We start from the raw sequence: 21,841 nt of genomic DNA on the forward strand, positions 1-21,841 counted from the left end.
GTATCTATGGATTTTAATCAAATCGCCCGCGAGCTTATTCCGCTGCTCGGTGGCAAGGAAAATATCGCCAGCGCGGCGCACTGCGCAACGCGTCTTCGTCTGGTGCTGGTCGATGACGCGCTGGCGGATCAGCAGGCTATCGGCAAAGTTGACGGTGTGAAAGGCTGCTTCCGTAACGCCGGGCAGATGCAGGTGATTTTTGGCACGGGCGTGGTCAACAAGGTGTACGCCGCCTTTATTCAGGCGGCGGGGATTAGCGAATCCAGTAAATCTGAGGCTGCGGATCTGGCGGCGCGCAAGCTGAACCCGTTCCAGCGCATTGCCCGTCTGCTCTCCAACATCTTTGTGCCGATCATCCCCGCGATTGTGGCGTCCGGTCTGCTGATGGGCCTGCTCGGCATGGTGAAAACCTACGGCTGGGTCAATGCGGATAACGCCATCTATATCATGCTGGACATGTGCAGCTCGGCGGCGTTTATCATTCTGCCTATTCTGATTGGCTTTACCGCCGCGCGCGAATTTGGCGGTAACCCGTACCTCGGCGCGACGCTGGGCGGCATTCTGACCCACCCGGCGCTGACCAACGCCTGGGGCGTGGCGTCGGGCTTCCACACCATGAACTTCTTCGGCCTTGAGATCGCGATGATTGGCTATCAGGGCACGGTATTCCCGGTGCTGCTGGCCGTCTGGTTTATGAGCATCGTGGAGAAAAACCTGCGCCGCGCGATCCCGGATGCGTTAGACCTGATCCTGACGCCGTTCCTCACCGTCGTCATCTCCGGCTTTATCGCCTTGCTGATTATCGGCCCGGCGGGGCGCGCTCTGGGGGACGGTATCTCCTTTATTCTGAGCACGCTGATCGCCCACGCGGGCTGGCTCGCCGGGCTGCTGTTCGGCGGACTGTATTCGGTGATTGTGATCACCGGTATTCACCACAGCTTCCACGCGATTGAAGCCGGGCTGCTGGGCAACCCGTCGATTGGCGTTAACTTCCTGCTGCCGATCTGGGCCATGGCGAACGTGGCGCAGGGCGGTGCCTGTCTGGCGGTGTGGTTCAAAACCAAAGATGCCAAAATCAAAGCCATTACCCTGCCGTCGGCGTTCTCTGCAATGCTGGGCATCACAGAAGCGGCCATTTTTGGTATCAACCTGCGCTTCGTTAAGCCGTTTATCGCTGCGCTGATTGGCGGCGCGGTGGGCGGGGCCTGGGTGGTCTCCGTGCATGTGTACATGACCGCTGTCGGGCTGACCGCGATTCCGGGGATGGCCATCGTGCAGGCCAGCTCGCTGCTCAACTATATTATCGGCATGGTGATTGCCTTCGGCGTGGCGTTTACCGTCTCACTGCTGCTGAAATATAAAACGGATTCTGAATAATGACGTTACCTTCCCGCTGGCCTGCGATCCTGCAGGCCGTTATGACAGGTCAGCCGCGGGCGCTGGCGGACAGCCATTATCCGCAATGGCACGCCGCGCCGGTGACGGGGCTGATGAACGACCCGAACGGGTTTATCTGGTTCGCTGGCCGCTATCACCTGTTCTATCAGTGGAACCCCCTGGACTGCGAGCACCGCTTTAAGTGCTGGGGGCACTGGAGCTCTCCGGACCTGGTGCACTGGCGGCATGAGCCGCTGGCGCTCATGCCCGACGAAGCGTATGACCGCAACGGCTGCTACTCCGGTAGCGCCGTCGATAACGAGGGCGCTTTGACCTTGTGCTACACCGGCAACGTTAAGTTCGATGACGGCAGCCGTACCGCATGGCAGTGCCTGGCCGTGGAGCAGCCGGACGGGACCTTCAGGAAGCTGGGGCCGGTGCTGGCGCTGCCGGAAGGCTACACCGGCCACGTGCGCGACCCGAAGGTGTGGCAGCATGAGGGGATGTGGTACATGGTGCTCGGCGCGCAGGATGTGCAGAAGCGCGGCAAGGTGCTGCTGTTTAAATCAGCCGATTTGCACGCCTGGACATCCTGCGGGGAGATCGCCGGTCACGGGGTTAACGGCCTGACGGACGCGGGTTATATGTGGGAATGTCCGGACCTGTTTGCCCTCGACGGGACACATGTCCTGATCTGCTGCCCGCAGGGGCTGGCGCGCGAGCCGCATCGCTATCTCAATACCTATCCGGCTACCTGGATGAGCGGGGCGTTTGATTACGCCAGCGCCGCATTTGATCACGGCGAGCTTCACGAGCTGGATGCGGGGTTTGAGTTTTACGCCCCACAAACCACGCTGGCGGAAGATGGACGCCGCATCCTGATTGGCTGGATGGGCGTACCGGACGGGGAAGAGATGCTTCAGCCCACCCGGGCGCACGGCTGGATGCACCAGATGACCTGCCCGCGCGAACTACGCTATCGCGACGGCAGGCTCTGGCAGACCCCGGCGCGCGAGCTGGCGGCGCTGCGTGAAGATGAGCAGCACTGGCAGGGGCGCGCCAGCGACGCGCCCGAACTGGACGCGACGCGCCTGGAGTTTGAGCTGGGCGCATCGCAGGTGAACGTCGATTTTGCCGGCGCGCTGCGCCTCACGCTCGATGAGCAGGGCGTGCGCCTGGAGCGCGCGAGCCTGAAAACCGGTGAAACCCTGACCCGCTACTGGCAGGGTGACGTCCGTCACTTACGCGTTCTGTGCGACCGCTCCAGCGTCGAAATCTTCATTAACCAGGGCGAAGGGGTGATGAGCAGCCGCTATTTTCCTGACCATCCGGCCCGGGTGCGATTCGAAGGTGCGTCCGATATCACATTACGCTACTGGTCGCTGCGCGCCTGCATGATAGAATGAGGGTTTTGGCAGCCGGATCTAAGTCGTTGTGAGAAAAACAAAACGCGTCACCATTAAAGACATCGCGGAGCTGGCGGGTGTGTCAAAAGCCACCGCCAGCCTGGTCCTGAACGGTCGCAGCAAAGAGCTTCGCGTGGCGGAAGAGACGCGCGAGCGCGTGCTGGCAATTGCAAAAGAGCACCACTATCAGCCCAGCATTCACGCCCGCTCGCTGCGCGATAACCGCAGCCACACCATTGGTCTGGTGGTTCCTGAGATCACCAACTACGGTTTTGCCGTCTTTTCTCACGAGCTGGAAACACTGTGCCGCGAGGCGGGCGTTCAGCTGCTGATCTCCTGCAGCGATGAAAACCCGGGGCAGGAGACGGTGGTGGTGAACAACATGGTGGCACGTCAGGTGGACGGGCTGATTGTGGCCTCCAGTATGCTCAACGACGCGGACTACCATAAGCTGAGCGAGCAACTGCCGGTGGTTCTGTTTGACCGCCACATCAACGACAGCGCGCTGCCGCTGGTGATCACCGATTCCATTACCCCGACGACCGAACTGGTGGCCGACATTGCGCGCCAGCATCCTGATGAGTTCTACTTTCTCGGCGGCCAGCCCCGCCTGTCGCCCACGCGCGACCGCCTGGAAGGGTTTAAGCAAGGGCTGCGTGAGGCCGGTGTGGCGCTGCGCCCCGAGTGGATCATTCACGGCAACTATCATCCGAGCTCCGGATACGAGATGTTTGCTGAACTCTGCGCCCGCCTGGGGCGTCCGCCGAAAGCGCTCTTCGCCGCCGCCTGCGGGCTGCTGGAAGGGGTGCTACGCTATATGGGCCAGCATAACCTGCTGCAAAGCGATATCAGGTTAGCCAGTTTTGACGATCACTATCTCTACGATTCGCTGACGATCCCGGTGGATACCATTCGCCAGGACAACCGCCAGCTGGCGTGGCACTGCTTTGATTTGATTAGCAAATTAATCGAGGGGGAGACGCCGCAGCCGTTGCAGCGCAAGCTCAATGCCACCCTGCAGCGACGCTATAAGTCAGCGAAATAGCCCGGTTCGATACTTCAATAACTTTAATTAATTTAAGTTTTGGAATGGCCGATAACCATAAGGAATAATTCTCCTTGAGGTATTGGTTTATGTCGTTGAAAAAGTCATCCCTGATTGTCCTGTTCTCGTTGCTTTTCTTCTTTATTGTCAGCACCGTCACCAGCGTTGGCCTCATCATTAAAAGTAATAATTCGCTGGATAACGTCAACAAAGAGATCCAGGTTGTGCTGTCCATTATTGACCCTATTAACCACAGCCGTACGCTGCGCGTGCGGGTGATGGAGTATGTGAAGATGGTGGAAGCGGGCAACGCGGCGGACGGCGCTGCAAAGCTTACCGCCGTGAAAGAGGCGCTGACCAAAGCAGATCACGCCTTTGCGGCCTTTATGGCGTCGCCGCGCCTGAGCGATGAAGCGCCGCTGGTCACTGCCTATCAGGATGCCTGGCAAAACTACCGCAACCAGGGGCTGGCGCCGCTCATCGACGCCGCCGAGGCGCACGATATTGCCAAATTCAACGCGCTGATCCCGGAAGTCTCCCGCCTCGACCGCCAGTACGAGATCGTTCTCGACCAGGTCCTTTCCGTCCACCAGAAATACGCCAAAAGCCTGAACGAGGATGCGAGCAGTAACTTCGTCTCTGGCCTGGCGATCATTGCCGCTATCGCCAGCCTGTTTGTGGTGGTGATTGTCGCCGTCAGCCTGCTGATGAAGCGCTTTGTCTTTGCGCCGGTTAACCTGGCACGCGAGCACTGCAGCCAGATTGCGGCAGGCAAGCTGGACATTCCGGTGCCGGTGAAGGGGAGTACAGGCAACGAAATCGACCATCTGATGGGCTCGATGGAGCAGATGCGTCAGGCGCTGCTGGCGACCATCGCCCAGGTGCGCGATGCGAGCCATACCGTAACGCATGCAGCCCAGGAGATTGCCTCCGGGAATATCGACCTGGCGTCACGCACCGAGCAGCAGGCTTCGGCGTTAACCCAGACGGCGGCCAGCATGGAAGAGCTGAGCGCGACGGTGGCGAACAATACCGATAATGTGTATCAGGCCGGGAAACTGGTGCAGGACGCGGTGAAAAATGCCCACACCGGTGAAGCGGTAACCCGTGAAGTCATCGACACGATGAATACCATTGCGGCGAACTCGAAGCGCATTGAAGACATCACCAGCGTGATTAACAGCATCGCCTTCCAGACCAACATCCTGGCGCTGAACGCGGCGGTTGAAGCGGCGCGCGCCGGTACGCAGGGACGCGGCTTTGCGGTCGTAGCCAGCGAAGTGCGCACCCTGGCGCAGAAAAGCGCGGTGGCGGCTAAAGACATCGAAAGCCTGATCGCGCAGTCGGTTTCCAGCGTGAAAAACGGTGCGGAGCTGGTCAGCCGCTCGGGCGAGGTGATTGATTCGATCATTTCATCGGTGAACAAAGTGAATACGCTGATGGAGCAGATCTCCGTCGCCTCTGAAGAGCAGAGCCGCGGGATCAGTCAGGTCGGGCAGGCGGTGACCGAGATGGACGGCGTGACCCAGCAGAACGCCGCGCTGGTGCAGCAGTCCGCGGCGGCAGCGGCCTCGCTGGAAGAGCAGGCGCAGCAGCTTTCACGAAGTATTTCGAGTTTTAGGTTGCCGGTGCAGGCTTGATATAATAAAAGAGGCTCCTTAGGGGGCTTTTTTGTAGCGGGTGTAACTGGAAAGACGCACCAGCAAAGGTTTTACGTTTGATTAATAGTTGTTAGAAGCTATAAAAAACGGTTGTAGTTGCACTTTTGTCACGACCGAGGCCCTTTCGTGTTTTATCGTTTCACCGGGTTGAGGTCGTGCCACTGCCACCGCATCCTTCGCCGTCAAGCCTGCAATAAATACATTGGATATAATTTTTATGTTGGAAGCGGCATGTAAGTATTAAATATGGGAGTTAATCGGTTTAAATTCCATTGTTAACTTTGTTGTTAAAAATTTAGGTCTTTTTTTGCTCTTATAACAAATAGCACTTGGGGCAAAAGGAGAGCTTTTGACAGTCGAATTACGGTGTCTGGTGATGGATAATCCTATTTTACAAGGTAATAATGATCATTGTCATTTTATCTGGAAAAAATTGAATTGATATATTGAAATTATGCAATAAAAACATTAAGTTATGTGATGTAATGGTTTTTCAATTAAATTGAGTCGGGGTTCGAGCAAACCTCTAAAATTTCGTTTGTACTAATCGTGGGGGGTATAATATGGAGTTATTTATAAGCTGGTCTGGTGAAAGAAGTCGGGCAATTGCAGAGGCTATAAGAGAATGGATACCATGCGTAATTCAAGCGGTAAAACCTTATTTTTCTCCTGAGGATATAAATAAAGGTCAACGATGGAGTACGGAAATTTCAAATAAATTGGAATCTTCTAAGTTAGGGATTATTGTATTGACTCCAACAAATTTAGATGCTCCATGGCTAATGTTCGAAGCTGGTGCATTATCTAAAAGTCTAGAAACCTCTCGAGTTTGTCCTTTGTTATTCGGAGTTACACCAGCAGAAGTAATCGGTCCTTTAGTTCAATTCCAGTGCTCTGTTTTTAATCAATCCGAGGCACTTAAACTCCTCCGTTCTATAAATAATATGCTAGGAGATGATAAACTTGAGGAGAAGACATTACATTCGACTTTTGAGGTTTTCTGGCCTCGACTAACATCGAAAATTGAAGCTATTACTAATGCTCCAGAGATATCCAGGAATCAAGTTAATACTCGGAATGATAGGGATATTTTGGAAGAAATCCTGAGGCTTAGCAGAAAAAATGCTTATTCTCATGCGAGAACAAAATCCCCAGACAACTTTTTTGAAAAATTCCAACAAAAAAAGCCTGTGACGTTTGATCCTGAAAGTGGTGTTGTTTCGTTCTGGAGTGCCGGAACGGAAGTATATGACTTTAATGTTAATAGATTATCATCAGGCTCTGAAGTTTTAGATTGGTTCTTCCAAGTTTCTAACAAAGGATGGTGTACTGGGGAACATCTGAAAGCATTTCTAGATTGTCTTGAGCAAGTAACCGATTTGTACTTCGGAACAAATGCGCAGGGTGTATTTTGTCCTGGTGGTGTAAATAAGGTTATAGACTGGGGAAATATTTTACCTAACGAAGAAATTTGATAGCGCACATGCGCAAAAATCACGCGCTTTCAATGGCATGTTATTTGCCGGTAAATTTATAAAACAAGCCGAATTGTGTGGCTCTTTGCTGAATATTTCGATATTGAAGCAGGTTACTCAATATTCTATCAAAGTAAAAGACCACCTTCTTAGAAGGTGGCTTTCCAGAATGCCCCCTGTAAGGGGGGCTATTGTTTCATTCCTGTTTCTATTCTAGAAATTCCATCTGCTGTTCGTGCGTTTGTTCCGTTTTCTCCTGATGCCGCACATATCGTCTGATGATCTCTTCGTTTACCCCTACCGTATCGACAAAGTAGCCGCGTGACCAAAAATGGTTTCCCCATAACTTCTTCCTTATATGTGGAAAACGATTGTAGAGTCTGATGGCACTGCGACCTTTAAGATGCCCCATCAACGTCGATATGGAAATTTTAGGCGGCACGATAACCACAAGATGTACATGATCTGGTTGAACATTTAACTTCAGAACTTCACAACCTTTTATTCCGCAGAGGATGTAGATTGTCCTGTAAAGTTCCTTACCCAGCTTATCTTTGAGGATCCTGAATCGATATTTTGGCGTCCAGACTATGTGGTATTTGCAACGCCAATATACATGTGATGAACTCCTGTAAAGCCCCATGTCAGTCTGTCTCCTTTTACTTGTGGTGAGTAAGAAGAGATATTCCGACATGGGTATTCTGCAGGCTATAGCCTTACAGGATCAATCACCACCTCCCCAGGAGGTGATTTAGGGATGACAACAAAACCCCACATTTGTGGGGCTTTTTGTTGCTGGTGTAAATGGACAGTCGGCAGATAAGGCTTCACGGTTTACTAAGAGCAGTTAGAGGCCATAAAAATCGACTGTCACGGTGCACATGTATCACCTGTAGCGCAACGCTTGTGACCAATGAGAGGGGCGAGCGTTATATCGAATCGCCAGTGAAAGTAGCGTCAACTACACCGCCTCCGGGCAGCAAAAATATCGTAGATGTGATCATTATCAAAGCCCTGAAACTTCGAGTTTTAACATTTTGTGCAACACGAATGAAAATATTTGATCTTGGGTTCTGGTTCGCTAAACTACCATCATAAAAATGACTGGTTATTATTAAGGAATATTAATGTCAGAGTTGATATGCACGTGGACACCAAAATTAATTGTCGAGCTTGTTAAAAATATGGCATGGCCAATTGTCGTTCTTCTAATTGGAATAGTATTCCACAATAAAATATCAGGAGCAATTCGTTTCTTTTTTACAAAAAACACAGTCTCGGAACTTTCAGCTTCTACTACTGGATTATCTGCAAAATTCGTGGCTGCTCAACAATCCCTAGATCCTATTTCATCGGTTAGTACTCATGCAACTGACTTACCTGATGAAATGAGTGTAGAGGCTATAAGGACTAGACATCTCCTGTATAAAACGGAGTTTAGTGAGGAAATATATCAAAGAGTCATGAAGCATTTGCTTGCATTAAATATTGATGATAAGGAAAAAGTCGAGTTGCTTGCTCGAGATATATCAATAATACAAAGTGGTGTGAGGTATAACGAGATAAATAAACTCCTCTTTCGTTCACAGTATAATATGTTTTGTAATATGGCAAATAATGCAGGATTTATCCGTAAAGAAGAAGCAATCCGAGAGTTCGAATCGACAAAAGCAATTTACAAAGATGCGTTTTCTGAATGGGATTGGATAAAATACATCGCATATCCAGTTAGTAATGGGCTTATGGTCGAAGAACATAATGGTTACAAATTAACTGCGATAGGTCGTTCATATTTGTCATTTATGTCAAAAAATCCGCAGATGATAGATGATCTTGTAAAAATTTAAATTAATCGATATGAGATGCATCACAATGTGGTGAGTCTCATATCGATTTGTTCAATGTATAGAGGTGCTTTTAAAAACTTCTGTGAAGGCCTTTTATATTGCGGGGACATAAAAATTCCAGATTTATTCCTACCTTGCACAAGTTCAAGGTAAGAGGTTTTTTGACTTAAGTTTATATTAATACCATTTGTTGTATCTAATATATATAACAGAAATGGTAATCACCCAAGCGACGCTAAGTAAAGCGGCATAATCCGGTACAAACCGTACGAATAAATATATCCCAATAACAATAAGCAACGCAGGAACCAAGTAAAAGAACGACTTCAAAAGCCATAACATCGCTTGCTTCATTTTCGCAGTATCTCGTACAAGGCGTCGCCTATCACTTGCTCGTTATTATCCCCAGAGTTTACCTGATAAATGATTTCAGACATTTGTGGTTCGATTAAGAAGTATAACATCTCGATATTTTCTTTATAAAGTGCCTGGTAGTACTGCGGATCCTGAAATTTGAGTCGATTAGCCGCAGATGCTGCTACCTGAGCCTTTGAGTAAAGCGTTGCACCATTAACGAACCAAGTCGAGAATGAGTTCACAAGCCTGATATGATTTTGCTTAAAATCTTTGCTGTTGATGATCAGGTTCGCAAGAGTAAAGGAGAGGGCTAGCTTGCTGGCTTTCGCCGATGCATGCTCGGCAGCTTTACCCAACAAGTTATGGATATTCGTAATCAGGTCTTTGCTCTTTTGTTCGCCCAGCCTATTGAGAGTTTTCCTAAAATAGATTTCAACCATGTCTAAAGTGACATCTTTTCGGTTGTAAATTTCACCTAAGGCAAGGACTAAGCGTTTGTCTTCACGCCAGGTATCACGGCATGCGTTACGATAATACTCGTCTGGCATCAAACATGCACCGTAGCTAACCAGGCGCTGCGTTCCCTGTTTCACCTTTTCCAGAGTTGCCATATGGTCTTCATGCATGTCTCGAAGCGAGTTTGTTAGTGCAATAGCTAACTGTTTATTCGACTGCATTTTCAGTTGCAAATAGTTTTGTGCCATTTTATATAACCTTGCAGTATCATTACCTTATTATCATTGATCATGTTTGATAGAGGGGCAACATCGAAAATGGGAAAGCGCAAGAGTGCTCTGGTTTATGTCCTGACCGTCATTATTTTTTTGCTTATTATCCCTGAGATCATTCTGCGTGTTTGCACGTCCGAGCAACTTGGCCGTCTCAGCGACTTCACCAGTTTAGGTGGCTTGTTAAATCCACTATTATCCTTGCTCATCTTCCTGACATTGTTATCAATCATACTGGCCGTCATTGCTATCGAATTGGTTAAGCGACTTCTTCGTACGCGATGATTTTCCTGCAAGCGACTCATAGCATCCGCCAGCCGTTACCGCTATGAGTCCAAATTCGGCAGCACAAAAAAATTATATTCACCCCGGCAATATTTCCCTTCCTCATCCGTCTACCTCATCACACGCCATAATCAGTTACGGTAAACGAGGTAAACACCATGAGAGATTTTGAAATGCACGGCAGAGGTCACGGGCGCGGATTTGGTCGCCACCGTATGGGCAAGGGCTTAGTCATCGGCGCGGTGATTTTCATCGTGCTCGGCCTGCTGGTGATGTCCCTGTGGAACGCCTTACTCCCGGCGATCCTCGGCGTGAAGGCCATCGGATTCTGGCAGGCGCTGGGCATTCTGGTGCTGAGCCGCATTCTGTTTGGCGGCTTAGGTTTCCGCCCCGGAATGTTTGGCGCGCACCGCCGGATGCACGAGCGCTGGATGAACATGACACCCGAACAGCGCGAGGCGTTTATTCAGCAGCGCCGTGAAGGGTTCGGTCGCCATGGTCGCGGTCACTGCGGCTGGCACGGCCATCGTGACGATAAGCGCGATGAAGCCACGCCAAAAGCGCCGGAAGCAGAGTGAGCGAGATGAAAGCCGGGGAGGCGGGCGGATCCATGCTGATGTCGGCGCTCAATGCCTGCCGCGCCCGGCTGAAAGCCTTCATTCGCGGACGGACGTCCGTGCGCGATGATGCCGACGACATTTTGCAGGAAGTGACGTATCAGTTGATGAAAGTGGAGCAGCCGGTCGAAAACGTCGCCGCCTGGCTGTTCCGCGCGGCGCGTAACGAAATGACCGACCGGGCGCGAAAAAAGCGCGAGGTGTCGCTCTCCGGCTATTTTACGGGCGAAGATGACGACGGTTATCCGGAAGACGAGCTGGCCGAAACCCTGTTCGGCGTACCGCACACGCCGGAGGAGGAGTACCTCAAAACGCTGCTGTGGGAAGAGCTGGGCCAGGCGCTGTCTGAACTTCCGCCGCCGCAGCGGGAGGTATTTGAAAAGACCGAGCTCCACGGCTACAGCATTAAAATGCTGGCAGAGGAGACCGGCGCCAGCGAACAGGCGCTGTTATCCCGCAAGCACAAGGCGGTGCTGTTTCTACGCACGCGGCTACGGGACGTCTATGACGCGCTGACGGGCGAATAGCGGCGGCAGACAAAACCTTACACTTCCGGCACTTGTAGATTCATCACTATCGTTTATGATCGGGGCGTCTTGTCACTCTGGAATGTTATGCGCAACCGTCAGCTCCTCGGAAAATGGCTTTTGATTATTACCTGTCTCGCGATGGCGCTTTGCCTCGTGCAGCGTGCGGTGATGCTCAACCATTTTTTACAGGGACTGGATCCGCAGATTTCGCTGAGTGCAGATGCCCCGGCTCAAACCAGCAACACTGAACAACCCGGCCCGTCGCCGTGTCAGCTCGGCGCGCACTCGCTGCTTTGCGCGCAGCCGCTGTTCTTCGACGGTGCGTTACCGGCCATTATTATCTTCTTCGCGCTGCTGCAGCTGTTGACGCAAGGGCGGGCACTGGCTCCGGCGGAACAGCCCGTTCAGGCACCACCTCCCCGAATACACCTTAAAAACTGCGTTTTCCGTGAATGAAAAACATCGTCACCACACGATAATTTTTCACTGTTCACGGAGTACAACATGGTTAACCTCTTCAGGGGATTCGTCTTCCTGTGGCTGTCCTGCATCGGCATTGTCCATGCGGCAGACACCGGCTGGCTGGTCTCCCCACAAAACGATCACGCCCGCATCCGCTTTCAGGCGGAGAGGGAACAAACGCATGTTAAAGGCCTGCTCACCGTTGAGCTAAAGCCCGGCTGGAAAACCTACTGGCGATCGCCGGGCGAGGGCGGCGTGGCGCCGAAAATCAGCTGGCCGGAAGGCGTAACGGACAGCTGGTCCTGGCCGGTGCCGTCGCGCTTCGATATCTCCGGCATGACCACGCAGGGCTATCACGATAAGGTGACGATCCCGATTACGCTCGACGGAGCGAAGGGCGACACGCTCGACGGGACGCTGACGCTCTCTACGTGCAGCAACGTCTGCCTGCTGACGGACTACCCGCTGCACCTCGATTTTACCCAGCCGGTGGATGAGGGCTTCCGCAGCGCCTTCGGGCAAGCGATGCGCGCCGTGCCGGGTTCATCAGGCGTGTCGTCTGATCTTTCCGCCTGGCTCTCTGGCGACAAGCTGGTGATTACCGGCACGACGGACGGGAAGTGGGACAATCCGGGGATCTACTTTGACCCGCTGGAGGGTGACATTCTGCCCGGCGAGCCGGTCATTAAACATGACGGCACTGCGCTTCGGGTGACGGTACCCGTGACCGACGAATGGGGTGATAAACCCGCCTCATTGGCAGGCAAAAGACTGTCGTTTGTGCTGACCAACGGCGATCGGGCGCAGCAAACCACCATGACCGTTGGGGCAACGCCCGAAGAGACCTCCGTGCCGGACGGGACGGGAAAAATGGTGCTCTTTGCGCTGCTGGGCGGGCTGATCCTGAACCTGATGCCCTGCGTGCTGCCGGTGATGGGAATGAAGCTTAACAGCATCCTGCTGGCGGGATCGAACAGCCGCGCCATCAGGCTGCGCTTTCTGGCCACCAGCGCCGGGATCCTCACCTCCTTTATGCTGCTGGCCGGGATGGTCACCGCGCTGAAGCTGGCCGGAGCGTCGCTGGGGTGGGGCATTCAGTTCCAGAACCCGTGGTTTATCGGCCTGATGGTCGCCGTGACCTTCCTGTTTGCGCTGAACCTGTTTGGGACGTTTGAAATGCTGCTGCCTTCTTCTGCCGCAGGACGGCTGGCGACGGCAGGGGGATCGGGGATCGGAGGCAGCTTCTGCGAAGGGATGTTCGCCACGCTGCTGGCGACGCCGTGCTCCGCACCGTTCCTCGGTACCGCGGTCGCTTTTGCCCTTGGCGCGCCGCTGCACGCCCTGTGGCTGATCTTCCTGATGCTCGGCGTGGGCATGAGTCTGCCGTGGCTGTTCGTTGCCCTGGTACCGAAAACGGCCATGCTGCTGCCGAAACCCGGCCGCTGGATGAACACGCTCAAGGTCATCCTCGGCATGATGATGCTGGCCTCCAGCCTCTGGCTGGCGACGCTGTTGAGCGTGCATCTGGGCGAGGCGGTCAGCCAGATCGTGATGCTGGCGCTGACTGCCTCTGCGCTGGTGCTGTTCGCGCAGAAGCGGCAAAAATCTTCGCCGCTGTTCTGGCTGGTGGTCATCGCGCTGTCGGCGTTCGGCGGGTATCAAGTGCGCGGTCTGCTTAACGCGCCGTCTGACGCTCCGGCACAAAGCGTTGCGCAAACCGTCCCGTGGCAGCCGCTCAGTGAAGAAGCCATTGAGCAGGCGCTGGCGCAGGGGAAGCGAGTGTTTGTGGATATCTCGGCGGACTGGTGCGTGACGTGCAAAGTTAACGAGCACCGCGTACTCAGTCAGCCGGACGTGATTGCCGCGCTGCGCCAGCCGGACGTGGTGGCCCTGCGCGGAGACTGGAGCCAGCCGTCCGCGTTTATCGCGGATTTTCTGGCAAAGCGAAACCGCTACGCCATTCCGTTTAACGCGGTGTATGGCCCCGGCCTGCCTGATGGCGAGATCCTCTCGCCGCTGCTGGACAAGCGCACCCTGGTCACCACCCTGAACAACGCAAAAGGCTAACGGTATGATGAAAAAATTCCTTATTACGCTGCTGCTCCTGCTGGCCCCGGTTCAGGTGTTTGCTGCCCAGCCGCTGACGCCGGACCAGGAGCAGCGCGCGCAGAAGATGATCGCTGATTTCCTGTTTAACGATCCAAACTCCCCGCGCATCGGCGCGAAAAACCCAAAGCTCACCCTGGTGGTGTTTACCGACTACAACTGCCCGTACTGTAAAAAATTCGATCCGTACCTGGAGAAGATTGTCGAAAAACATCCGGACGTGGCTGTGGTCTTTAAGTTTTTACCTTTCCGCTCGGAAAGTTCGCTGACCGCCGCACGAGACGCGTTAACCGTCTGGCGTGCGCATCCTGAGCAGTTTATGAAGTTGAACCACACCCTGATGGCGAAAAAGGGGTACCACGATGACGCCAGCATTCAGGAGGCGCAAAAGCGGGCGGGCGTGAGCGTGACGACGCCGGACGAGGAGAGTTTTCTGACGATCAGGCGCAGCCTCATTGTCGCGGAAAAAATGGGGATCCAGGGCACGCCCGCCACGCTTATCGGCGAGGGGCTGCTTCCCGGCTGGGTGCCGTTCGAACAATTCGACGAAATGGTCAGTGAAGCACTGAAAAACCGCTAACCTGAAGGGGGCGAAATGCCCCCGACAAACCGGAGAGGGAAATGAAAAAATTACTGTTACTTTCGGCGCTGGCGACGTCAGGGCTGGTACAGGCGGCTGAAGCCATACCGGATGTGGTGAAGCACTTCAGCGAGCAGCAGAACATCAAAATCATCAAGAAGCTGGATGCGCCGGGCGGGGCGCCAGCCTGGCTGGGGCAGTATCAGGATATGGGCGTCACGCTCTTTCTTACGCCGGACGGCAAGCACGTGATCTCAGGTTATCTTTATGATGAAAAAGGAAAAAACCTCAGCGAAGGCTATTTCCAGAAAGAGATCTACGCCCCAATGGGACGTGAAATGTGGAAGAACCTCAATGCGGCGCATCCCCTGAAAGAAGGGGCGGATAACGCCCCGCGTAAGGTCTTTGTCTTTGCCGATCCGTTCTGTCCGTACTGCAAGCAGTTCTGGTCCGAGGCGCAGCCGTGGGTGAAGGCCGGTAAGGTGCAGCTCAATACGCTGCTGGTGGCGTTCCTCAACCCCAACAGCGGACGCAACGCCGCCGCCATTCTGAATGCGAAAGATCCGGTTGCGGCCTGGCGCGAATACGAGCTCTCCGGCGGCAAAAAATTGCCCAAGCCTGAAGGCGAGGCGTCCCGCGAAACGGTTGAGATCCTACAGAAACATCAGGCGCTGATGGACAGCCTGGGCGCTAACGCCACGCCGGCTATTTATTATCTGAATGCGGAAAACGAGCTGCAGCAGGTGGTGGGGATGCCGGATGCGCAGCAGCTCGAGGCGATGTTCGGGCCGAAGCCGTAAAAAAAACAGGCAGAAACGGGCGTTTCTGCCTGCTCGTTACTTAGCTACCCCAGCGTCCACGGAGGTAGTTTACCGCCTGCTGGGTCTGCGGCTGGTTCAGGTAATCTTCCCGGAACAGGATGGTGCCGTTGACGTTGGGCAGCGAATCGTTGAGATCGAGCTGCTTTTTCAGCTCCGGCACGCCGCCCTGAACCGTCCAGTCCGGCTCGTTTCTCGACGGTTCGCCCACCTTGTAGAACGCAATGCCGATATACAGGCGCGTGTGGGTCGGCTTCACGACGTCGGCCCACCATCTGGTCAGCACGTCGTAGCGCGCGGCATCACGCGCGAAGGGCCAGTAAATCTGCGGCGCGATGTAGTCCAGCAGGCCCTGCTGCACCCACTGACGCGTATCGGCGAAGGATTCATCATAGGCCGCGGCGCCTCGTGTGTCGGAGCCTGCCGGGTCAAAGGAGCGGTTACGCCATACCCCCGCCGGGCTGACGCCAAACTCAACGTCGGGCTTTGTCTGCTTGATCGCGCGGGAGACCTGGACGATCAGCTGCTGCGTGTTGTGCCTTCGCCAGTCGGCTTTTGAGGCAAAACCCTGGCCGTACTGCCGCCAGGTCTGCGAATCATTCAGCGCGGAGCCCGGGGATTCGGCATAGAAGTAATCATCAAACTGCACGCCGTCTACCGGGTAGTTCGCCACCACTTCGGTCACCACTTTGGTTATCCAGTCCCGCACCTCGGGAATGCCCGGGTCGAGCACAAAGCGGTCGCCTGAGATGCGGACCCATTCCGGGTGCTGGACATAAACGCTGGACGGCGTCTGGTATGACGTCCGGTTCAGGGCGGCGATGGTGGACGGTTTGGTGTTGGTCGACACGCGATAGGGGTTAAACCAGGCATGGACCTTCATGCCGCGCTTGTGCGCTTCATCGAGCATAAACTGCAGCGGGTCGTATCCCGGATATTCCCCGATGTTGCCCGTCAGCATATCCGACCACGGGAGAATCTTTGATGACCAGAGCGCCGTGCTGTCCGGCTTCACCTGGAAAAAGACCGTGTTGATGCCGAGTTGCTTAAGGTTGTCGAGCTTTGCGATCAGCGCCTGCTTTTGCATCGAGATGCGCTGGTCCGCGCTGCGGCCATTCACCGAGGCCACCGGGGGCCAGTCGAGACGCGAGACGGTCGCCAGCCAGATGCCGCGCATCGGCTGGTTTGCCTGCGGCGTCGGTTTGCTGACGGTGGGGAGAGGGGTAACCAGCGATTTCGGTGGTTTTGAGGAGCAGCTCACAAGTAAAAGCGCGCAGGCAGCCAGCGCACCGATCCGTTTTACGTGTCGCGTCATTTGCGTATTAGCTCTTGATAATCCGACTGTTGGCCCAGGGATTAAAGGCGGGCGCCGCCTGCGCTGTATTTCCCTCATCGTTGAGAGAGTCCAGATACAGGGCTTCCACTTCCGCGCGCGCCCATGGGGTACGGCGCAGAAATTTCAGGCTCGATTTAACGCTGGGGTCTTTTCTGAAACAGTTAATTTTGATGCGGTCGCCCAACTCGCTCCAGCCATATTTCGCCACCAGGGCGTTGACCATCATCTCCAGCGTTACGCCATGCAAAGGATCTTTGGAAATATGTGCAGTCATAGGCGTCCGGATGTCTCGATTTTTAGGGGATTGGGGTAAACGCTGAAAGGGTACAAGAAAGCAGGGGAAGCGGCAATTTTCCTTTTCCCCTCGCTCACTTTATGACGGACTCCGTGCGCTGATTTTCGCCGACAATTTTTCCCGCACTGTTTTTTATCGTAAACCGAATCGACACGTCAGCCTGGCCCGCGGGCGTGGCCGTCAGCGTTTTAATCATCGTTCCCGAGTCTGCTGCGATCGTCGTCGTCGTCGTGCCTTTTGCCAGCACCTTATCGCGCTGGGTGATGCGCCAGCTCAGACGGCATTCGCGGCACGGTTTCCAGGTGTCGTTGATGACCCACAGACGCACGGTCGCCGCCGCCCCGGATTGCCACTGCGCGGTGACCGGCTCAATGGACGGCAGAACAGGCTGGTACGCACGTTGTAACGCGTAAAACCCGGCCTTAGGTTTACGCAGGTAGTCCACCACGCCCCAGTTGATGGAGGGCCAGGTTTCCACGAACATGAAGTGGAACAGGGCCGTCACCGGCTGGTAGCGCTGTCGGCGATAGCTTTCTGCCGCCGTGGCCACCAGCTGAGACTGGTACGCCTGAGTATTGCGAATCATCTCCTGAATGTTCTTCCCGCGCGGAATACCGGCAAACTTAAAGGTCTGGAAGGGCTGAAAATTATGGTATTTCCAGACGGTCCAGCCGGGATCGTCAGCGGCGGTCGTTTTTGGCCAGAGCGACGCCGCCGGGATGATGGTTTTTAGCGTCGATAAGCGGGGAAGCGCCTGCGCGCCGAACTCGGTAATGATCCCCGTTTTAGCCGGTGCAAGCAGGTCGCGCACGGTGCCGAAGTACCAGCCCGCCCAGTAATGCTCTTCAACGGCGGAAAAGCGATGCACGATGCGGGAGGTATCTTCGGCAAGCGTATCCGCTACCTGCTGCGTGAGCTCGCGATTCAGATCCTTATTCCAGTCCGGGAAGCGTTTTTCCATCCACGGCGAATTCCACGGCGGTTCGTTATGCCCGCCCCAGACGATGATGGCGGGCGAATTGCCAAACTGTTCGACCATCTCCCGCGTCTGGCGAACCGCGTTTTTCGTAAAGGCGTCTCGGCTGTCGTAGCCCCACTGCAGCGGAACGTCCTGCCAGATCATCATCCCCATCTCATCGGCCACGTCATACAATGCACGTCCGGCAACGTGTCCGTGCACGCGTATGGCGTTGGCGTTCATGGTTTCCACCAGACGAAGATCGCGACGGTATTTTTCTCGCGTCATGGTGCTGAGCCAGGGGGAACCGATGTAATTACTGCCCTTAATGAAAAGGCGTTTGTCGTTAATGAGCCAGCCCTTATTGTCGGGCTGTTCGACGATCTTACGCAGCCCGGTACGGGTGACCGCCGTATCCATCAGGCCGTTTTCATCCCGCAATGCCACGCGAATGGTATACAGGTGCGGTTTCCCCGTGCCGACGGGCCACCACAGTTTTGCCTTCGGCATGGGCAGCGTCACCTGCACGGAATGGGCGCCGCTTTCGAGGGTAACCGGAAAATCAGCCTGATAGCGCTTGCCGCTGAAATTGGCGGGCGTGGCGGTGAGCCGCAGGGTCGCCGGGCCCGGATCGAGTGCGCGATAGCGAATCTCCGCCTTTAACGCCGGGCGAGTCAGTCCCTGCGTCCAGTCGGGCCGCAGGATGGTCTCATCAAGGGTAGCGCCCCGGCTAAGATGCAGCCTGACCGGTGCCCAGATGCCGCCTGAGTTAGCGTCCTGTCCTTGCGGCGACCAGGCCCCACCGGGACGCGTGTCATGCTGGTTAAGGATCCCCTTCATAAGCGTTTTATGCAGCGGCCAGACCTTAGTGGGATCTTCGTAAGGGCTGTCGACCCTGACCACGAGTTGGTTGTGACGTTGTAACGCCGAACGGGCATCCAGCGAAAAGCGCTGAAAATAGCCCTCATGCTTGCCCAGTAGCTGGCCGTTCAGCGTCACCTCTGCAAGATAATCGACGCCGTCAAACACCAGGGTACTCATTACGTCGGGGGGCTGCACGGGTAGGGAAAACGCGTGCTTATACCACAGCGCGCCCTGGTGATCGAACCCGGCGCTGTACCAGTTGGCAGGAACCTGAAGCGGGCGCCAGCCTGATGCGGCAGGATGTGCGCTGTCATTGGCATCCTGAACCTGCCATTCACCTGCCAGAGACCAGCTGACCGGCACGGAGTTCGCCACCGTGTGGGTGGTCAACAGGGCAAAGAGCAGCGCGCAGTTGCGAGTCATCATGCGTTTACCCCGCGTGCGGTGAGCCACGCCATCAGGCGCAGCGATTCCTGGCGAAGGTTGTCATTCAGGGCTGCAAGCTGTTGCCCATCCAGCGCATGCGCGTCGCTTTCCAGCACCTGCAGCTGCTGTGCGAGCGTGCTGAAGTCCAGGGTGACGGCCTCTCCGCGCAGCTTGTGGGCCGCGCGGCGCAGCGCCTCGCGATCGTTGCTGTCGATCGCCTGGGTAATGGTTTTGATTGCTTCATTTAGCCCTTCGCCAAACAGGGCCAGCAGCTCCTGCACCAGGGCGGGATCGTCAGCGCACTGCTTCAGCAGGCGTGCTTCATCCGGAAAAGCGGAGGTGTCTTCGTGGTGCTGGAGTACGCGGGCAATCTCTTCAGCGAGACGCTCCTGGCTGATGGGTTTGGCAATGTAGCCGTCGAAACCCATGTTAAGACAGCGCTCTTTGTCCCCCTGCATGGCGTGTGCGGTCATGGCGACGGTGGGCTGAGCCGGGCCGGGGCGGGACCGTTCTTCTTCACGCAGCAGGCGAATGGCGGTTTCACCGTCCATCTCTGGCATCTGAAGGTCGATCAGCAAAACGTCCCACGTATCCTCGCGCCAGCGTTCCAGCAGCGCGACGCCATTATCGACGATCTGACAGGTGTGGCCGAGCCGCTCGAGCAGGCGCGCGGCGACCTTCTGGTTGACCAGATTATCTTCAGCCAGCAGGATCCGCAGTCCCGTAGCCCCTGGCGAGGCGACAGGCGCGGGGGGGCTTTCACCCACGGGCACCGGCGAACGTTCAAACGCGGCGGCAATCGCCTGATGTAATTCATCCTGGGCGATAGGCTTATGCAGATAGGTCTTGATCCCGATCCGCTTCAGCATATTGATATCAAAATGTCGGCTCATGGAGCTCAGCATAATGATATGGCTCTCAGCAACCTGCGGCAGAACTGAAAGCTCAAGGGCCAGCGACACGCCGTCCATATCCGGCATCTGCGCGTCCAGCAGGATCAGCGGCCAAGCCGTTCCCGTTTTAACCAGGTTGATGGCCTCGCTGGCGTTGTTAACACAGGTGGGTTTCAGCCCCATCTGGCTGAGCATCGCTGCCAGCAGCCGCAGGTTGGTCGCGTTATCATCAACCACCAGCACGGGTTCCCCGTTAAAGCGCTGGCTATGTGGGCGCTCTCCGGGCGCAAGGGTCTGCGCCGCCAGCGGCAGCGAGAACGTAAATTCGCTGCCTTTTCCCGGCTCGCTGGAGACCGTTAATTCGCCCCCCATCGCCGCAACCAGTCTTGCCGAGATGGTTAGCCCGAGCCCCGTACCGCCATAGCGGCGGGTGGTTGAGTTGTCCGCCTGGCTGAAGGCTTCAAAAATAGCCTTCTGCTTATCTGCCGGTATGCCAATGCCGCTATCGCGCACGCGAAAACGCCATCTGTCCGCGCTATCGTCGGGCTCAACAACCAGGATCACTTCTCCCTGATGGGTAAACTTCAGCGCGTTACCCAGCAGATTGGTCAGGATCTGGCGCAGACGCGCGCCGTCGACCAGCAGCACGTCGGGGACGTCGGGCGCAATATCAACCAGCAGCTCGATGCCTTTTTCGCTCGCCCCCGGCATGTGTGGGCGAATAAGCGACTGAATAAAGGTGCGCACAGGCACGGGGTCCGCCTCCAGCTCCACTTTGCCGGCTTCAATTCGGGAAAAATCGAGAATGTCGTTGATGATATGCAGCAGAGACTGGGCAGAGCTCATCACCAGGGTCAGATAATCGCGCTGATCGGCACTGAGAGACGTATCCAGGCACAGCTGGGTCATGCCAATAATGCCGTTCATCGGGGTGCGAATTTCATGGCTCATATTCGCCAGGAACGCGCTTTTTGCCTCATTGGCTTTTTGTGCCTCAATGGCCGAGGCGAACGCCTGAATTTCAGCCTCTTTGCGCCGCGTAATATCCTGCAGCGTGCCAATCACGCGCTCGGCGTTTCCCTCAATGGAGAGGGTGACCACCTGGCCGGAGAGCAGCATCCAGCGCAGTCCTTCGGTAGGGTGATGCACGCGAATTTCACATTCAAAGACCGGACGGTGATCCTGCTTCGAAGCGTGCAGCGCCTTGCGTAGCGCTGCGCGATCGTCCTCGTGGACCTGATTGAGGAGAAAACGTACCGGATATCGCCACTGTGTGCGCGACTGGCCCAGCATGGCAAGCAGGGTGTCATTCACCTGGAGCGTGTCGCCAGAAACCTGCCAGTCCCAGATCCCGATATGGATGGATTCCGCCGTCAGCAGAAAGTCGTCATGCAGCTGATGGCGCGCGCGCTGCGCTTCATCCAGCTCCGTGATATCGCTGTGCAGGCTGACAATGCCGCCGTCCGCAAGCCGCTGGTGCTGGACGAAAATCCGCCGCTGGCCCGCCTGCCGCACTTCGCAGTGTTTATTCTGTCGACAGTTGCGCACGATCGACTCGCGCAGCGTCTGGCGCAGGCCGGGGTCGACGTTGTAAACGGCATCGATAAAGCGTTCCGCCAGCGCCTCAAGTGTTGTCCCCACCTTCAGCCACGGGGTTATGACCGGATAAAACAGAGCCACGTTGTGATTCCAGGCCTGAAGGCGTTCCTCGCGGTCATAAATCATGACGGCGGCCGGCAGTGCGTTAAGATCGTACGTGAACGAACTCATCGTGA

At 55.3% G+C, this 21,841-nt stretch carries 19 protein-coding genes; 13 read left to right on the forward strand and 6 right to left on the reverse strand.

Annotated features, from left to right (window positions below):
* The first annotated feature begins 6 nt into the window (after positions 1-6).
* The 5 genes from BMW97_RS02400 to BMW97_RS02420 all read left to right on the forward strand — a co-directional run bounded on the left by BMW97_RS02400 (position 7) and on the right by BMW97_RS02420 (position 6,964).
* On the forward strand, positions 7-1,377 hold the full coding sequence (locus tag BMW97_RS02400; RefSeq protein ID WP_023619263.1) for a sucrose-specific PTS transporter subunit IIBC: 1,371 nt from the start codon (positions 7-9) through the stop codon (positions 1,375-1,377).
* The gene (locus BMW97_RS02405; protein ID WP_045908769.1) at positions 1,377-2,783 is read left to right on the forward strand and encodes a sucrose-6-phosphate hydrolase; all 1,407 of its coding nucleotides are present in this window, start codon (positions 1,377-1,379) and stop codon (positions 2,781-2,783) included. Before BMW97_RS02400 ends, BMW97_RS02405 begins: the two co-directional genes overlap by 1 nt.
* 28 nt (positions 2,784-2,811) lie before the next feature.
* Positions 2,812-3,828: a LacI family DNA-binding transcriptional regulator gene (locus BMW97_RS02410; protein ID WP_023344186.1), complete on the forward strand. Its 1,017-nt coding sequence runs from the start codon at positions 2,812-2,814 to the stop codon at positions 3,826-3,828.
* Between the two features lie 89 nt (positions 3,829-3,917).
* Positions 3,918-5,468 carry a methyl-accepting chemotaxis protein gene (locus BMW97_RS02415; RefSeq protein ID WP_045908768.1) on the forward strand — a complete coding sequence of 517 codons (1,551 nt, stop codon included), beginning with the start codon at positions 3,918-3,920 and terminating at the stop codon, positions 5,466-5,468.
* Between the two features lie 584 nt (positions 5,469-6,052).
* A complete protein-coding gene (locus tag BMW97_RS02420; protein WP_023344184.1) occupies positions 6,053-6,964 on the forward strand; it encodes a TIR domain-containing protein in 912 nt (303 codons plus the stop codon).
* A 208-nt stretch (positions 6,965-7,172) separates the two neighbouring features.
* On the opposite strand, the gene tnpA is transcribed toward BMW97_RS02420, so the two are convergent.
* The gene (tnpA, locus tag BMW97_RS02425; RefSeq protein WP_090392505.1) at positions 7,173-7,607 is read right to left on the reverse strand and encodes an IS200/IS605 family transposase; all 435 of its coding nucleotides are present in this window, start codon (positions 7,605-7,607) and stop codon (positions 7,173-7,175) included.
* A gap of 484 nt (positions 7,608-8,091) precedes the next feature.
* Here tnpA and BMW97_RS02430 point away from each other — a divergent pair, with 484 nt between their 5' ends.
* Positions 8,092-8,811 (forward strand): hypothetical protein, encoded by a 720-nt coding sequence (locus BMW97_RS02430; RefSeq protein ID WP_090392507.1) that lies wholly within the window; start codon positions 8,092-8,094, stop codon positions 8,809-8,811.
* Between the two features lie 350 nt (positions 8,812-9,161).
* On the opposite strand, the gene BMW97_RS02440 is transcribed toward BMW97_RS02430, so the two are convergent.
* Positions 9,162-9,872: a hypothetical protein gene (locus tag BMW97_RS02440; RefSeq protein WP_045910606.1), complete on the reverse strand. Its 711-nt coding sequence runs from the start codon at positions 9,870-9,872 to the stop codon at positions 9,162-9,164.
* Between the two features lie 69 nt (positions 9,873-9,941).
* On the opposite strand from BMW97_RS02440, the gene BMW97_RS02445 reads away from it, so the two are divergent.
* From BMW97_RS02445 to dsbG, 7 genes are all read left to right on the forward strand, one after another.
* Positions 9,942-10,181, forward strand: a complete 240-nt coding sequence (locus BMW97_RS02445) for a hypothetical protein (protein WP_045910605.1) — start codon at positions 9,942-9,944, stop codon at positions 10,179-10,181.
* A gap of 158 nt (positions 10,182-10,339) precedes the next feature.
* The gene (locus tag BMW97_RS02450; protein WP_045910604.1) at positions 10,340-10,759 is read left to right on the forward strand and encodes a hypothetical protein; all 420 of its coding nucleotides are present in this window, start codon (positions 10,340-10,342) and stop codon (positions 10,757-10,759) included.
* Positions 10,760-10,764: 5 nt separating this feature from the next.
* Positions 10,765-11,325 carry an RNA polymerase sigma factor gene (locus BMW97_RS02455; protein ID WP_048029899.1) on the forward strand — a complete coding sequence of 187 codons (561 nt, stop codon included), beginning with the start codon at positions 10,765-10,767 and terminating at the stop codon, positions 11,323-11,325.
* Positions 11,326-11,412: 87 nt separating this feature from the next.
* Complete coding sequence (locus BMW97_RS02460; RefSeq protein ID WP_045910602.1) at positions 11,413-11,784, forward strand: hypothetical protein; 372 nt, start codon at positions 11,413-11,415, stop codon at positions 11,782-11,784.
* 48 nt (positions 11,785-11,832) lie between these two features.
* The gene (locus BMW97_RS02465) at positions 11,833-13,857 is read left to right on the forward strand and encodes a protein-disulfide reductase DsbD family protein (RefSeq protein WP_045910601.1); all 2,025 of its coding nucleotides are present in this window, start codon (positions 11,833-11,835) and stop codon (positions 13,855-13,857) included.
* Between the two features lie 7 nt (positions 13,858-13,864).
* Positions 13,865-14,476, forward strand: a complete 612-nt coding sequence (locus BMW97_RS02470; RefSeq protein WP_045910632.1) for a DsbA family protein — start codon at positions 13,865-13,867, stop codon at positions 14,474-14,476.
* Between the two features lie 41 nt (positions 14,477-14,517).
* A complete protein-coding gene (dsbG, locus tag BMW97_RS02475) occupies positions 14,518-15,276 on the forward strand; it encodes a thiol:disulfide interchange protein DsbG (protein WP_045910600.1) in 759 nt (252 codons plus the stop codon).
* 40 nt (positions 15,277-15,316) lie between these two features.
* Here the strand turns inward: dsbG and BMW97_RS02480 are convergent, their stop codons facing one another.
* From BMW97_RS02480 to BMW97_RS02495, 4 genes are all read right to left on the reverse strand, one after another.
* Positions 15,317-16,609: a glycoside hydrolase family 10-like protein gene (locus BMW97_RS02480; RefSeq protein ID WP_045910599.1), complete on the reverse strand. Its 1,293-nt coding sequence runs from the start codon at positions 16,607-16,609 to the stop codon at positions 15,317-15,319.
* Positions 16,610-16,616: 7 nt separating this feature from the next.
* Positions 16,617-16,904, reverse strand: coding sequence for a VF530 family protein (locus tag BMW97_RS02485; protein ID WP_045415848.1), 288 nt, complete (start codon positions 16,902-16,904; stop codon positions 16,617-16,619).
* A gap of 94 nt (positions 16,905-16,998) precedes the next feature.
* Positions 16,999-19,173: a glycoside hydrolase family 2 protein gene (locus BMW97_RS02490; protein WP_045910598.1), complete on the reverse strand. Its 2,175-nt coding sequence runs from the start codon at positions 19,171-19,173 to the stop codon at positions 16,999-17,001.
* A complete protein-coding gene (locus tag BMW97_RS02495) occupies positions 19,170-21,836 on the reverse strand; it encodes a hybrid sensor histidine kinase/response regulator (RefSeq protein ID WP_045910597.1) in 2,667 nt (888 codons plus the stop codon). Before BMW97_RS02495 ends, BMW97_RS02490 begins: the two co-directional genes overlap by 4 nt.
* Positions 21,837-21,841: the final 5 nt, after the last annotated feature.

Source organism: Enterobacter sp. NFIX58 (assembly GCF_900110475.1).
In the GTDB taxonomy this organism is placed as follows: domain Bacteria; phylum Pseudomonadota; class Gammaproteobacteria; order Enterobacterales; family Enterobacteriaceae; genus Enterobacter; species Enterobacter quasiroggenkampii.